Source organism: Gordonia sp. (in: high G+C Gram-positive bacteria), from assembly GCF_012515855.1.
GTDB lineage: Bacteria > Actinomycetota > Actinomycetes > Mycobacteriales > Mycobacteriaceae > Gordonia.
On the sequence record NZ_JAAYXO010000116.1, the window covers coordinates 1 to 13458 of the forward strand.

General features: G+C 67.0%; 12 protein-coding genes. 8 read left to right on the top strand and 4 right to left on the bottom strand.

The window, feature by feature from the left end; all coding sequences use genetic code 11:
- The 3 genes from GX543_RS08775 to GX543_RS08785 all read left to right on the top strand — a co-directional run.
- A partial coding sequence (locus GX543_RS08775; RefSeq protein WP_290851348.1) for an aconitase family protein occupies nt 1-1101 on the top strand: 1101 nt, incomplete at its 5' end.
- A gap of 3 nt (nt 1102-1104) precedes the next feature.
- Nucleotides 1105-1677 carry a TetR/AcrR family transcriptional regulator gene (locus tag GX543_RS08780; protein ID WP_290851350.1) on the top strand — a complete coding sequence of 191 codons (573 nt, stop codon included), beginning with the start codon at nt 1105-1107 and terminating at the stop codon, nt 1675-1677.
- A gap of 233 nt (nt 1678-1910) precedes the next feature.
- A complete protein-coding gene (locus tag GX543_RS08785) occupies nt 1911-3485 on the top strand; it encodes a VWA domain-containing protein (protein WP_290851365.1) in 1575 nt (524 codons plus the stop codon).
- Between the two features lie 23 nt (nt 3486-3508).
- On the opposite strand, the gene GX543_RS08790 is transcribed toward GX543_RS08785, so the two are convergent.
- Nucleotides 3509-4615, bottom strand: coding sequence for a hypothetical protein (locus tag GX543_RS08790; protein WP_290851352.1), 1107 nt, complete (start codon nt 4613-4615; stop codon nt 3509-3511).
- 205 nt (nt 4616-4820) lie between these two features.
- On the opposite strand from GX543_RS08790, the gene GX543_RS08795 reads away from it, so the two are divergent.
- From GX543_RS08795 to GX543_RS08805, 3 genes are all read left to right on the top strand, one after another.
- Complete coding sequence (locus tag GX543_RS08795) at nt 4821-6365, top strand: acyl-CoA synthetase (RefSeq protein WP_290851354.1); 1545 nt, start codon at nt 4821-4823, stop codon at nt 6363-6365.
- 65 nt (nt 6366-6430) lie between these two features.
- Complete coding sequence (locus tag GX543_RS08800; protein ID WP_290851356.1) at nt 6431-7054, top strand: class F sortase; 624 nt, start codon at nt 6431-6433, stop codon at nt 7052-7054.
- A gap of 113 nt (nt 7055-7167) precedes the next feature.
- On the top strand, nt 7168-8049 hold the full coding sequence (locus tag GX543_RS08805; protein ID WP_290851358.1) for a collagen binding domain-containing protein: 882 nt from the start codon (nt 7168-7170) through the stop codon (nt 8047-8049).
- Between the two features lie 23 nt (nt 8050-8072).
- On the opposite strand, the gene GX543_RS08810 is transcribed toward GX543_RS08805, so the two are convergent.
- Nucleotides 8073-9701: an ABC-F family ATP-binding cassette domain-containing protein gene (locus GX543_RS08810; protein ID WP_290851367.1), complete on the bottom strand. Its 1629-nt coding sequence runs from the start codon at nt 9699-9701 to the stop codon at nt 8073-8075.
- A gap of 97 nt (nt 9702-9798) precedes the next feature.
- Here GX543_RS08810 and GX543_RS08815 point away from each other — a divergent pair, with 97 nt between their 5' ends.
- Both GX543_RS08815 and GX543_RS08820 read left to right on the top strand, forming a co-directional pair.
- Nucleotides 9799-10572: an SDR family oxidoreductase gene (locus GX543_RS08815; protein WP_290851360.1), complete on the top strand. Its 774-nt coding sequence runs from the start codon at nt 9799-9801 to the stop codon at nt 10570-10572.
- Nucleotides 10569-11705: a lycopene cyclase family protein gene (locus GX543_RS08820; protein ID WP_290851361.1), complete on the top strand. Its 1137-nt coding sequence runs from the start codon at nt 10569-10571 to the stop codon at nt 11703-11705. The genes GX543_RS08815 and GX543_RS08820 overlap by 4 nt, the downstream gene beginning before the upstream one ends.
- Here GX543_RS08820 and GX543_RS08825 read toward each other — a convergent pair.
- Nucleotides 11692-12852 (bottom strand): PTS sugar transporter subunit IIA, encoded by a 1161-nt coding sequence (locus GX543_RS08825; protein ID WP_290851362.1) that lies wholly within the window; start codon nt 12850-12852, stop codon nt 11692-11694. The genes GX543_RS08820 and GX543_RS08825 overlap by 14 nt on opposite strands.
- A 73-nt stretch (nt 12853-12925) precedes the next feature.
- Complete coding sequence (gene trxA / locus GX543_RS08830; protein ID WP_290851364.1) at nt 12926-13282, bottom strand: thioredoxin; 357 nt, start codon at nt 13280-13282, stop codon at nt 12926-12928.
- Nucleotides 13283-13458 lie beyond the last annotated feature (176 nt).

Genomic DNA, 13458 nt, shown 5'->3' on the forward strand with positions numbered 1-13458 from the left:
AACCGCAACTTCGAGGGACGCATCTCCCCCGACGTGAAGATGAACTACCTGGCGTCGCCGCCGCTGGTCATCGCCTACGCTCTCGCGGGCACCATGGACTTCGATTTCGAGACCGAGCCGCTCGGTCAGGACACCGAGGGCAACGACGTCTTCCTGAAGGACGTGTGGCCGTCGGCGCAGGAGATCGACGACACCATCAAGGCCGCGATCAGCCAGGACATGTTCCGCGCCTCGTACGCCGACGTCTTCAAGGGCGACGAGCGCTGGCAGGGTCTCAACACCCCTGAGGGCGATACCTTCGCATGGGACGAGAAGTCGACCTACGTGCGCAAGGCGCCGTACTTCGACGGCATGACTCTCGAGACCACCCCGGTCGAGGACATCAAGGGCGCACGCGTGCTGGCACTGCTGGGCGACTCGGTCACCACCGACCACATCAGCCCGGCCGGCCCGATCAAGCCCGGCACCCCCGCCGCGCAGTACCTGGACGCCAACGGTGTCGCACGCAAGGACTACAACTCGCTCGGTAGCCGTCGCGGCAACCACGAGGTGATGATCCGCGGCACCTTCGCGAACATCCGCCTGCAGAACCAGCTCCTGGACGGCGTCTCGGGCGGCTACACCCGCGACTTCACCCAGGAGGGTGGCCCGCAGTCGTTCATCTACGACGCGTCGGTCAACTACAAGGAAGCCGGCATCCCGCTGGTCGTCCTCGGCGGCAAGGAGTACGGCTCCGGTTCGTCGCGCGACTGGGCCGCCAAGGGCACCGTCCTGCTGGGCGTCAAGGCCGTCATCACCGAGTCGTTCGAGCGCATCCACCGCTCCAACCTCATCGGCATGGGCGTGGTCCCGCTGCAGTTCCCCGAGGGCGAGAACGCTAAGACCCTGGGTCTCGACGGCACCGAGGTCTTCGACATCGAGGGCATCACCGCACTCAACGACGGCGTCACGCCGTCGACGATGAAGGTCACCGCGACCAAGGAGAACGGCGAGAAGGTCGTCTTCGACGCGGTGGTCCGCATCGATACGCCGGGTGAAGCGGACTACTACCGCAACGGTGGCATCCTGCAGTACGTCCTGCGAAACATGATCAAGAGCTGATCCATGCCACGGGTCAGCGATGACCGTCTTGCCGCGCGTCGTCGAGAGATCCTCGACGGCGCGCGGCACTGTTTCGCCGAGTACGGCTACGCCGGCGCAACGGTCAAACGCTTGGAAGAGGCGACCGGCCTGTCCCGCGGGGCGATCTTTCACCACTTCAAGGACAAGGAAGCCCTGTTCTTGGCGTTGGCGCGAGAGGACGCCGAGCGGATGGCAGACGTCACCGCACAAGAGGGTCTGGTTCAGGTGATGCGCGACATCCTCGCGCGCCCCAAGGACTTCGAATGGCTCAGCACACGACTGGAGATCGTACGCAAGATCCGTACTGATCCCGGCTTCCGTGAGGCCTGGGAGGCGCAGAGCGCCGACCGGGAAGCCGCGACGCTGGCACGCCTGGAACGCAAGCGCCGCGCGGGACGCCTCCGCGAGGACGTTCCGACCGAGGTGCTCGTGACGTACCTCGACGTGATTCTGGACGGCATCGTCACCCGGCTGGCCTCCGGCCAGTCGACCGACGACCTGCACGCGGTCCTCGACCTGGTCGAGGTCTCCGTCCGCGTGCCTACTGCCGAGTAGGTCAGTGACAGCGACGCAGCCCGGGTCTTCGCTCTCCGCGAAGACCCGGGCTGCGATCGTCATCACAGCTAATCTGGTGCCACTGTCGTGTCAGATTCCGGACGTCACCTAACCTCTTTCCATTCGAGACACGCCGCAAAAAGGAGAAATTCACCGGTATGGGCGAACATCGCAACACACAGAGTTCCGCTTCGGCAACCGAATCACGCGGACGGCCGCGCGGCGGCGGCGTGATGCAGAGCACCGGCTTCCGGGTGGGCCTCTCCGTGGCGTTGGTGGCGCTGCTCGCGGGCGGCGCGTTCGTCGTGTGGGATCAGAACCGCGCCAAGTGCGATCAGACCCGGCAGGTCTCGGTGATCGCCGACACCGGTGTCGAGGAGTACGTCACGCGACTGGCCGACGAAGCCGAGTCGAATTCCTGCTTCGACTTCACCGTGGAGGCGGTGGAGCCGAGCCACACCAACGAGCGACTGAACCAGCGCAAGACACCGCAGATCTGGGTCGCCGAGTCGCAGGCCCGCATCCGCCAGGTGCGGTCGACCCTGGGGCGGTCGTGGTCGGACATCGGCCCGTCGCTCGGCACCTCGCCGATCGTCTTGGCCGGTAACAGCCTTCCCGACTCGCCGACGTGGACCAAGGCCCTGTCGATGCCGAACCTGCGCGTGGACCCGCCCGCCCAGAGCGATGTGAGCAATGCCGCCGTGATCGGCGCGCTGTCGGAGGTCTCGTCGGGCTCCCTCACACACCAGAAGCTGATCGAAGGCCTCACGAAACGTGCGTTGATGATGAACGACAGCGACGGGTCACCGGATCTGGCGGCGGTAGCCACCAGCCCCGAGCCGGTGGTCGCGCTGACCACCGAGCGCGAGTACGTGAAGTTCGTCAACGAGAACCCCGACTCTCCGCTGCAGGCGACGGTGCCCGCCTCCGGCACCGTGAATCTCGACTACCGGATCGCCGACGTCTCGCAGTCGTCGGATCAGGGCCTCGCCTCCGACGCGATCAGTGCGCTCGTCGATGCCCTGCAGAGCGAGAACGGCCAGCAGATTCGCGACGAGGAAGCGATCCGGGGCGCCGACAGTGCACCCCTGCCGGACAACGCAGGCGTCCGCGGCGTCACCGTGATCGACGCGCCGGACCGCGAACTCGCGGACAACGTGCTCCGCAAGTGGACCGCGCTCACCAAACCCATCCGCACGATCGTCGTCCAGGACGTGTCGGGGTCGATGAAGCGTGACGCAGGCGGACGAACCCGCGCCGAACTCTTGCTTGAGGCCTCACTGTTCGGCCTCAAGCAGTTCCCGAAGAACACCGCGCTCGGCTACTGGGAGTTCAGCATCAACCGGGGCGGCGACGGCAAGGACTACCGCGAGGTGCTCCCGATCCGGCCGCTGTCCGAGGAGACCGACGGTCGCACCCAGCGCGACGCCCTGAAATCCGCGATCAGCGAGACCCTCGGCAACCTCGAGGGCGGCACCGGCCTGTACGACACCGCCCTTGCGGCGTTCCGCAGTGTCTACGGCTCCTACGACCCGGCCTACTCCAACAGCGTGATCATCATGACGGACGGCCGCAACGAGGACCGCGACTCCATCTCGCTGGCGAATCTGGTGTCCGAGCTCAACATCATGAAGAACCCGGCGCGACGGATCCCGATCATCGCGGTCGGCATCTCCGAAGACGCGGATGCCGCCGCGCTGAAGAAGATTGCCGAAGCCACCGGCGGCAGCTCCTTCATCGCCCGCGACCCCAAGGACATCGGGGCGATCCTGCTCCAGGCGGTCTCGTTCCGCGCCGAAGGCGCCTAGCTGAACCGGCCGCCCAGCGGCGATCAGAGATCGGCGAGGAACACCGACTGCGCCGCGATCTTCTGTTGCGCTTCCTTGAGAGTCGTGCCGGTCGATTCTCCGACGTAGCGGTCGACTTCGACGACGCACCCGTGGCGCGCATCGTAGTCGAAGACGTAGCTCCAGCAGCGGGCCGAGGGCAGATCGCGCGGGCTCGCGGCCGCCTTCGCGTCCGAGTATCCCACCGCGTACTTCAACAGGAAGTCGGCCAGGCCTTTCGTCTGATCCTTGCCGGCTGTCCGGTAAGCGTGCGTACCGTCCTGGGAGACCGCGGTGACTCCGGCCTTCGACATCGCCGCGTACGCTGCGGGCTGGTCGTTGAACTGCAGTGCGGCGCCCCGCGTCCCATACACGCTTCGTTCCAGGGGATCACCGCCGTTGTCCCCGGCGACAGTGCCGCGGATCAGACCGGTTGGGTCGGCGTTGCGGTCGTCGGAGATCGTCGGCATCGGGTCCAACAGCGACTTCTGCTTCACCAGGGCGGTCTTCACGATGGTCTCAGCGCGCGCGAGGTCTTTTGCCTGGCCCCAGGAGTACATCAGCATCGAACCGATGGGAGTGAAGCCGATGGCCGTCTCTCCGATCACGGTCTTGAACTGCACGGTTCGAGTGCCGTCGGGTACGCCGGCGATCGGCCGGGAACGCACGTCGGTGGTGTACTCATCGTCGGCCATGACGGCCTTCGCGAAGTCGTCGGCGGCAGCCTCAGCGGCCTCGGGGCTGTCGAACACCATGACGGCGTGACTGAACCCGAGCGCGCCGGCACCCTCCTCCCCGGCAGCGACCGTGTACCCGTACGCGAAACGTTTGACCACGGGTAGGTCGGCAGCGGTGCCGCCGAGGACCGCCGCGATGTTGTTCGGAGCCGCCAGCGGTTGCAGCGGCAACTTGATCTCGACCAGGTCTCCGTCGACGTCCCGGGGAAACACGAGGTGGTCGGCCAATCGGATCCCTCGGAGCTTGGCCCACTGAATACCTCCGGTCCCCTCACTCAACGCCGAACTCTGCCGCGACCCGAACTCGCCGGTGTCCAAGTCCACCGGACCACGGGTGGCGTGTCCGTCCACCGCGCATCCCGTGATAGCCGTCATTCCAAGCAACACCGTTGCGGCGATCGTCGCTCCTCTTCGCATGGCGTCATCGTAAGTGGAACCGGTGCGACACAAGTGAATCGAGGCGTGTGTGCGTCGTCTCTGTAGATGATCACCGCTGGGAACAGAGTCCTGACTTCGACACCGAATAAGCGCTTGGTCGGTTACCTTCGAGATGAGATGCCCGTCACGCCAAGGAGCGCCCGTGTACCCAGGATCCTTCCTCGCCACCACCCCCGACAAGGCCGCACTGATCCGGCCGACGACCGGCGAGGAGGTCACCTACCGCGAACTCATGGACAACTCGACACGAATCGCGAATCACCTGCGCGAGTTGGGCATCGGCGAAGGCGACACCATTGCGATCGTCTCCGACAACGATCTGCGCATCTTCGACGTGTACTGGGCCGCGGTACGCAGCGGCATGTACGTGACCGCGGTGAATCACCACCTGACCCCCGGCGAAGTCAACTACATCCTGAACGACTGTGAGGCGCGTGCCGTGTTCGCGTCCGCCTCCGTGGCCGACGCCGTCTCGCAGGCCCATGAGATCGAAGCCCTCGCCGGCGCCGACCGCCGGATCGCGTGGGGCGGAGACCTCGACGGCTTCCTCGACTACGAGACGGTCCGCGCCACCGCGTCGCCCGATCCCCTGCCGCGTCAACCCCGCGGTGCCGACATGCTCTACTCGTCGGGCACCACCGGACGCCCGAAGGGCATCAAGCCCGCGCTGCCCGGCATTCAGGTCGACGAAGAGAAAGACCTGATCTCCCGGGTGTTCGGAGTGGTCTACGGCTTCGGTCCCGACACCGTCTATCTCTCTCCCGCGCCGCTGTATCACGCTGCTCCCCTACGCTACTGCGCCATGACGACCGCGCTCGGCGGCACCGTGGTCGTGATGGATCGGTTCGACGCCGAGCAGGCCCTCTCGTTGATCCAGGAGTACTCCGTCACGCACAGCCAGTGGGTGCCGACGATGTTCGTCCGGATGCTCAAGCTTCCCGAGCAGACACGGGCGGCGTACGACGTCTCGAGCCTGAAAGTGGCCATTCATGCAGCTGCACCCTGTCCGGCCGAGATCAAGCGGCGGATGATCGAGTGGTGGGGTCCGGTGATCAGCGAGTACTACGCCGCGACCGAAGGTGTGGGAATCACCGTGATCGGCTCCGAGGAGGCCCTGACACATCCCGGATCGGTCGGCCGCGCGGTACTCGGCATCGTGCACATCTGCAATGAGGCGGGCGACGACCTCCCGGTCGGCGAGGTCGGCACCATCTACTTCGAGCGTGATGAAGCGACCTTCGTCTATCACAACGACCCGGACAAGACGAAGGCCGCGCAGCACCCCGATCACGAGTGGTGGACCACCACCGGCGACCTCGGCTACCTCGACGACGAAGGCTTCCTGTACCTCACCGACCGCAAGGCCTTCACGATCATCTCCGGCGGCGTCAACATCTACCCGCAGGAGGCGGAGAACGTCCTCATCAATCATCCGGCAGTCTACGACGTCGCCGTCCTCGGTCTGCCCGACGACGATCTCGGCGAGAAGCCGGTCGGATTCGTGCAGTTGATGGCCGACGTCGACGAATCAGCCGATCTGGTGGCCGAGTTGATCGCGTTCGCCAAGAACGACCTGGCATCGTTCAAGGTGCCCGACGAGATCCGCTTCCTGGCGGAGCTGCCGCGCACCCCGACCGGAAAACTGGTGAAGGGCAAGCTGCGCGAGCAGGTGCTGGGTAACGCATAGCGGCACCGCCGGCGATCTTCCAGGTACGTACCCGGTTTCCGGTTGCGTGCCACGAGGAGGTCCCGATGATCGTGCAGCGACCAACACCTCGTCGCCGCCTGGCTGGCGTCGTGGCAGCCGCTCTGCTGACCGTCGGGCTGCTGGTCGGCTGCGGAGCCGCCGACGATGCGTCACCGACGACGGGCGGCGCGCAGTCGAGCTTGCCTGCGCCCGTCTCGGCCGAGAGCTCGGAGCCCTCGACACCGATTCGGGTGATCGTCGACGGCGCCGAAGCTGTGGTGGACTCGGTCGCCACCGACGCCGCAGGCGTGCTGCTGCCGCCGCAGGACGTGGGCCGGTTGGGCTGGTGGGTCGACTCATCGCTGCCGGGATCCGGTGCCGGCACGATCGTGGTGACGGGCCACGTGGACGACGTCGATCAGGGCTCCGGCTTCGCCGCCCGGTTCACGCCACTGACGGTCGGATCCATCGTCGAGGTCGCGACAGCAGACGGAACCGCCCACCGGTACCGCGTGACGAGCTCGGCCCTGACCGACAAGCAGCGAACCGGTGACGGCGGCCTTCCGACCGCGGAGCTCAATCGCACAGACGGTCCGGAGACCCTGGCGCTGGTGACCTGCGGCGGCCCGTTCGTGGGCCCGCCGCTCGGGTACCGCGACAACGTGGTGGTCTTCGCCGTCCCGGCGTGATCGTGTCGGTCGGCGTAACTTTCGCCGACGCGGGTTCGATGTAATACATATCACTGCGCCGGGAGCGGATCCTGCTCACTGTCGGGCCGGCCACCGATCAAGGAAGGTCCGACATGCAACGAACGATTCGCAGGCTGTTGTCCGCGTTCCTGGGCGTCATCGGCACCCTGATCCTGATCGCAGCCGTGGTATCGCCCGCCGCGCCGGCCGACACCACCGTGCCGCCGACCACCACCACCACGGTTCAGGAAGACACCGGGACGCCCGATTCGGGAACGGCGGATGCTCCCGGAACGACTACGACGACCACGACCACGCCGCCGACAACGACGACAACGCCGACGACCACGACGCCGCCACCCACCACGACGACCACAACCACCACCAAGCCGCCCGCCGGAACCGCGACTGTCGTCGTCACCGCCGTCGATGCGAACACCGCGCAACCGGTAGCGGGCGTGGTCGTGTCGGTCGGATCCACCCGAGCGGCCACGCCGGCGACCGTGACCGTTCCCGCAGGCCGGTTCGGCGTCACCGTGGTCGACGTGCCCGCGCGCTACCGTCTCGACGGACACGGCTTTCGAAGCGGCGACGTGGCCGTCGGGCAGACAGCCCAGGTCTCGTTCCGCCTGGTGAAGCAGCCTGCAGCGGGCAGCGGACTGGTGGTGCACAAGAAGGACCGGATCTCGGGAGAACCGCTCGCCGGTGCGAATTTCGTCCTGCTGCGCTGCCACGACGGGGCGGTCGGCGGCTCGCTCACCACAGCCGGCCACGACGGAATCGGCACGGTCGCCGTCGCGCCCGGCTGCTACGACGTCGTCGAACGGACCGCACCCGCGGGCTATCTGCTCGACCGGACTCCGCGCCGGGTCGAGGTACCACGAGGCTGGTTCACCGAGCTCACGGTCTACGACCTGCCCGTCGACTACGTGGTGCCGCGCGATCCCGGCAAGCGGGTGCCGATCCAATCGATTCCCTCAGGCCGGGTGTCCTGACCCGTCGCCGTTCCGTCGAAAGATCAGGCGAGTTCGATGATCTCCTGGTACTCGTCCGACCAATGATCCTCGGTGCCATCCGGCAGCAGGATCACCCGCTGCGGATCGAGTGCAGCAGCCGCGCCGGGGTCGTGCGTCACCAAGACGACGGCCCCGGTGTAACTGCGCAGCGCTTCCAGGACCTGTTCGCGCGAGATCGGGTCGAGGTTGTTGGTCGGCTCGTCGAGCAGCAGCACGTTGGCCGCCGACGACACCAGACCGGCCAGCGCCAGTCGCGTCTTCTCACCGCCGGACAGGGTGCCCGCGGGCTGATCCAACTGCGGACCGGTGAACATGAACGCACCGAGCAGGCCGCGCAGATCCTGCTCCCCCGCATCCGGAGCGGCGTGTCGGATGTTCTCCCACACCGAGGCGTCGTCGTCGAGGGTGTCGTGTTCCTGAGCGAAGTAGCCGAGCTTGAGTCCGTAGCCCGGAACCACCTCGCCGAGGTCGGGTTCTTCGGTGCCCGCGAGCAGGCGCAGCAGCGTGGTCTTGCCCGCACCGTTGAGACCGAGCACGACCACCCGCGAGCCCTTGTCGATCGCGAGATCGACGCCGGTGAAGATCTCCAGTGAGCCGTAGACCTTGGTCAGTTCCTTAGCTGTCAGCGGCGTCTTTCCGCACGCCGCCGGTTCGGGGAACCGGATGTGCGCGGTCTTGTCCTCGACGCGCACCTCGTCGAGTTCGTTCATCATGCGTTCGGCGCGCTTGAGCATCTGCTGCGCCGCAGTCGCCTTGGTGGCCTTGGCGCCCATCTTGGCGGCCTGGACGCGCAGCGCCCCGGCCTTCTTCTCGGCGTTCGCGCGCTCACGCTTGCGCCGCTGCTCGTCGGTGGCTCGGGCGTCGAGGTAACGCTTCCACCCCATGTTGTAGACATCCGCCTCGCCGCGGACCGCGTCGAGGAACCAGACGCGGTTCACGACGTCGGCCAGCAGGTCCACATCGTGGCTGATCACGATGAGGCCGCCCTCGTGGTTCTGCAGGAAACTGCGGAGCCAGGCGATCGAGTCAGCGTCGAGGTGGTTGGTCGGCTCGTCCAGCAGCAGCGTGGTGTCAGACTTTCCGGAGCCGTCCGATGCTCCGAACAGGATCCGCGCCAGCTCGATGCGACGTCGCTGACCGCCCGAGAGGGTGTGCATCGGCTGCGCGAGCACCCGGTCGGGCAGACCGAGCGAGTTACAGATGCGGGCGGCGTCCGACTCGGCCTCGTATCCGCCGAGCGCAGCGAAGCGTTCTTCGAGGCGCGAGTACTTGGCGATGGCCTTGTCACGCCGCTTGTCGTCGAACGCGGACTCCATGTACTCCTGCTGCCGAGCCATCGACGCGAGGATCTCGTCGAGCCCGCGGGCCGAGAGGACCCGGTTCTTGGCGAGGACGTCGAGGTCGCCTTCCTTCGGATCCTGGGGCAGGTAACCGATGGGGCCGGAGTTGCGGATGCTGCCCGCGTAAGGCTGCGTCTCGCCCGCCAGAATGCGCAGCGTGGTGGTCTTGCCCGCACCGTTGCGGCCGACGAGGCCGATCCGGTCGCCGGGCGCTACGCGCAGCGCGTCTCCGGGCGCCGACAGAAGAGTCCTCGCGCCCGCTCGTACTTCCAGGTCGGTCGCGGTGATCACGCCGATGAACTCTACCGATCCCAGCGCCACGACCCGAATCGAGCGAGCGGACACCACAAGCCGCACGGCCCCGTCGGACGCCGACTACGGTTGGGGCATGACTGATGGAGCCTCTACCGATCTGTCCGGCCGCTCGGCGCTCGTCACCGGCGGCAGCCGCGGAATCGGCTACGCAATCGCCCGTGAACTGGCACGACGCGGCGCCGCCGTGGTCATCACCGGCCGCAAAGCCGAAGCTCTCGAGCACGCCGCAACCGACCTGCGCGCAGCGATGCCGGGTGCCGTCGTGGCCGCCGTGGCAGGCAACACCGGAGACGAAGAACACCGCGCCGCCGCGGTGGCGGCGGCAGTCGCCCACGGCGGGATCGACATTCTCGTCAACAACACCGGCATCAATCCGACCGCCGGACCGCTCATGGACGCCGACCTCGGCGCCGTTCGCAAGACCTTCGACACCAATGTGGTCGCCGCTCTGGGCTATGTCCAGGAGGCGTACCGCGCGGGCATGAAGGAGTCGGGTGGCGCCGTCGTCAACATCGCCTCGGTGGCGGGCCTGCGCTCCACCGGCCTGATCGCCGCCTACGGCGCATCGAAGGCCGCGCTGATCCACCTGACACAGGAACTCGCGTGGCAGCTCGGACCCACGATCCGGGTCAATGCGATCGCTCCCGGCATCGTCAAGACGAAGTTCGCCGAACTCCTCGTCGCGTCCGGCGAAGACGCGGCAGCAGCACCGTATCCGATGAAGCGACTCGGCACCCCCGAGGACATCGCCGGTGCGGTGGCCTTCCTCGTCAGCGATGCTGCGGGCTGGATCACCGGCGAGACGCTGCGCGTGGACGGCGGGCTGCTCGCGACCGGCGGCATGTGAGCGACGTCGATCTGATCGTGGTCGGCGCGGGTCCGACAGGCCGCGCGCTGGCGTCACGTTCCGGAGTCGCCGGGTTACGGGTGATCCTGGTGGACCCGAATCCGGACGACGCCTGGACCGCGACCTACGGGATGTACGCCGACGATGCTCCCTCGTGGCTCGACGCCTCGGTCGTCGCCTCCCGAAGCGCCACATTCACCGTCTTCACCCCGCATCGGCGGGTGGTCGACCGCGGATACCTGGTCCTCGACCCGGAACCGTTCCGGCAGTCGCTGTCGCTCGAGAACGTCGAGGTCATCGCGGAACGAGCAGGTGTGGTCTCCGCGACCACCGTGACGCTCCGCGACGGCACGGTGCTGACCGCGCGCCATGTGGTGGATGCTCGCGGCACCGCGGCGGTCGCCGACGAGTCACTCCCCCGACAAACCGCGTTCGGCGTGTTCTCTGCGCCCGCGGAGCCGGATGAGACCGTGCTGATGGACTGGCGCGCGGCGGGCATCTCGGCGCTCGACCCGGCGTCGTTCAGCTATCGGATCAACACTGCGCGCGGACGACTGTCCCAGGAGACATGCCTGGCCGGGCGCCCGCCGATTCCGATCAGCGAGTTGGAACGCCGAGTCCGGTTGCGCCAGGCATCCACTCCGCAGGCACCCGCCGGGAGCGCCGGAGCCGCCGCGACCGAGGTCGTCGACTTTCCGATGCGTGTGCGGGTGCGTCCCTGGCGAGGCGATGGCCCGCTGCGGTTCGGTGCCGCGGGCGGCTTGATGAATCCCGCGACCGGTTACAGCGTGGCCCACTCGCTCCACGCCGTCGACGTGATCGTCGCTGCGCTCACCGCCGACCAGGACCCGGCGACAGCACTCTGGCCACGATCGGCTCGCGCGGTCTATCTGCTGCGACTGATCGGCCTCGCCGTGCTGTTGGCCCTCACACCGGCCCAGCTCGTGACCTTCTTCGACGCCTTCTTCGCGCTGTCCATCAGGCGCCAGCGGGCCTATCTGTCCGCACGCGACGACGTGTGGGGCCTACTGCGCTCGATGTGGGCGGTCTTCGTCCGATGCCCGACCCGGCTGAAGTCCGCGGTGGTCACGGCATCCGTCCGCGGGGCCGTCGACCTCGTCAGAGCTGCTTGAGCAGCTCGTACTGTGCCGAGATCTGCTGCTGGGCAGACTTGAGGTCGTCGGTCCGGACCTGAGCGGCGTAGCGTCCGAAGGCGACCGAACACTCTGCGGAGGCTTCGCCCGTAGACGACTTGCCCGTGGAACACAAGGCTGTCGGTAGATCCTGCGGGCTCCCGGCCTTGGTGGCTGTCGGGTCGCCGGAGAGATCGGCGAGGCCCTTGAGCACGTTGCCGGCCTGTTCATCGCCGCCCGCCCGGTAGATCACCGACTCCCCGACCGCTACCTCGGTGACACCGTTCTTCTGATTCTCGGCGTGGGCCGCCGACGAATTCCCCACCGCGTGCGCCGCCGCGCGGCCGACCAGAACCGAATTGGCCATCAGGGTCCCGGCTGATTCCATCGGGAACATCGCCCGCATGATTCCGGTCGGGTCGATTCTGCGGTCTTCGTCGATCGGTGGCATTCCCTCAAGCAACGCCTTCTGCTTCTCGAATGCGGTTCGCACTGCGGTCTCGGTCCACCTCGCGTCCGTCTTAGCGTCAGTCCAGGTGTAGATGACCTTGTCGCCGACCGGGGTGAAAGCCGCCGTCATGCGGCCGCCGTCGAACGTTGCACCGCTCAGCGCCCGGGTCTCGGCTGGCATTCCCGGGATGGTCGTAGAGCGGCGCCGGTCCTCGGTGCCGTCCTTGATCAACTGCGCCGACATCACGTCGGCGGCTTCCGTCGCAGCGGCGGAATCGGCGAACACCAGAACCACGTGATTGAGGCCCTTATCGCTTTTGTCGTTGATCGGAGTAGAGCCTGCGAGCGAGAATCCGTAGCGCAGCTTCTCTTTGACGACAGGCAGGTCGTCGACCCCGGTGATCACGGCCTTGAGTCCACCCGGCCCGGCGATCGGGTAGGTCGGCATCGAGAACTTGGTGAGTGCGGGGTCGATCTCGGTGCGGAAGACGACGTGCTCGGCCAGTCGCAGTGCGCTGACCTTCGCCATCTCGGCGTCGGTCTTGGCATCGCCCGCCGGCGCGGCGAGCGTCGTCCGGAACGTGCCGGTGTCGAGGTCGATGGGACTGCGCGTCGCCGTGCCGTCGACTGAGCACGCGCTCACAACGATGATGGACGCAAGAGCTCCGGCCGTGGCGGCGACACGCTTGAAATGCATGTCGGTGAGTGTAATGCCACGAACCGGAGCTCCGACCCGACCACCCGTCGAATGAATGACGGGCCCCTCGGGATTACTGCTGGCCGCTCTCTTCGAGCGCCTTGTCGACGTCGAGTGCCTTCAGCTGGTCGATCAGGTTGTCGAGCGCCTGGGGCGGCAGCGCGCCCGCCTCGTTGAAGACGAGGCGTCCCTGTTTGAAGGCCATGATGGTGGGAATGGAGCGGATGCTGGCGGCGGCGGCCAGCTCCTGCTCCGCTTCGGTGTCGACTTTCGCGAACACGATGTCCTCGTGCTTCTCGGACGCCGACTTGTAGGTCGGAGCGAACTGGCGGCACGGGCCGCACCAGCTTGCCCAGAAGTCGACGAGAACGATCTCGTTGTCGACGACGGTCTGTTCGAACTCGGAACCGGTCAGATCAATTGTTGCCATGTCTATATCTAACCGGAGTCGGTGCGCGAGTATTCCTGCCCGGACATTCGCACCGGACGCAGTCTGGCAGCCCTTCTCGGCTCACCTCAGGCTCCTGCGGCCGCGACGCCGGCGCGACGCCCGAAGAAGGTCCCGTCGCCCAGGGACGTGCCGCTGATGTAGCCCCAGGAATGCAG

Bases quoted from the DNA above. Each gene is read 5' to 3' on its own strand.
- GX543_RS08805 (WP_290851358.1), top strand. From the start codon at position 7,168: ATGCAACGAACGATTCGCAGGCTGTTGTCCGCGTTCCTGGGCGTCATC.
- GX543_RS08800 (WP_290851356.1), top strand. From the start codon at position 6,431: ATGATCGTGCAGCGACCAACACCTCGTCGCCGCCTGGCTGGCGTCGTG.
- GX543_RS08790 (WP_290851352.1), bottom strand. From the start codon at position 4,615: ATGACGGCTATCACGGGATGCGCGGTGGACGGACACGCCACCCGTGGT.
- GX543_RS08780 (WP_290851350.1), top strand. From the start codon at position 1,105: ATGCCACGGGTCAGCGATGACCGTCTTGCCGCGCGTCGTCGAGAGATC.
- trxA (WP_290851364.1), bottom strand. From the start codon at position 13,282: ATGGCAACAATTGATCTGACCGGTTCCGAGTTCGAACAGACCGTCGTC.
- GX543_RS08815 (WP_290851360.1), top strand. From the start codon at position 9,799: ATGACTGATGGAGCCTCTACCGATCTGTCCGGCCGCTCGGCGCTCGTC.
- GX543_RS08825 (WP_290851362.1), bottom strand. From the start codon at position 12,852: ATGCATTTCAAGCGTGTCGCCGCCACGGCCGGAGCTCTTGCGTCCATC.
- GX543_RS08785 (WP_290851365.1), top strand. From the start codon at position 1,911: ATGCAGAGCACCGGCTTCCGGGTGGGCCTCTCCGTGGCGTTGGTGGCG.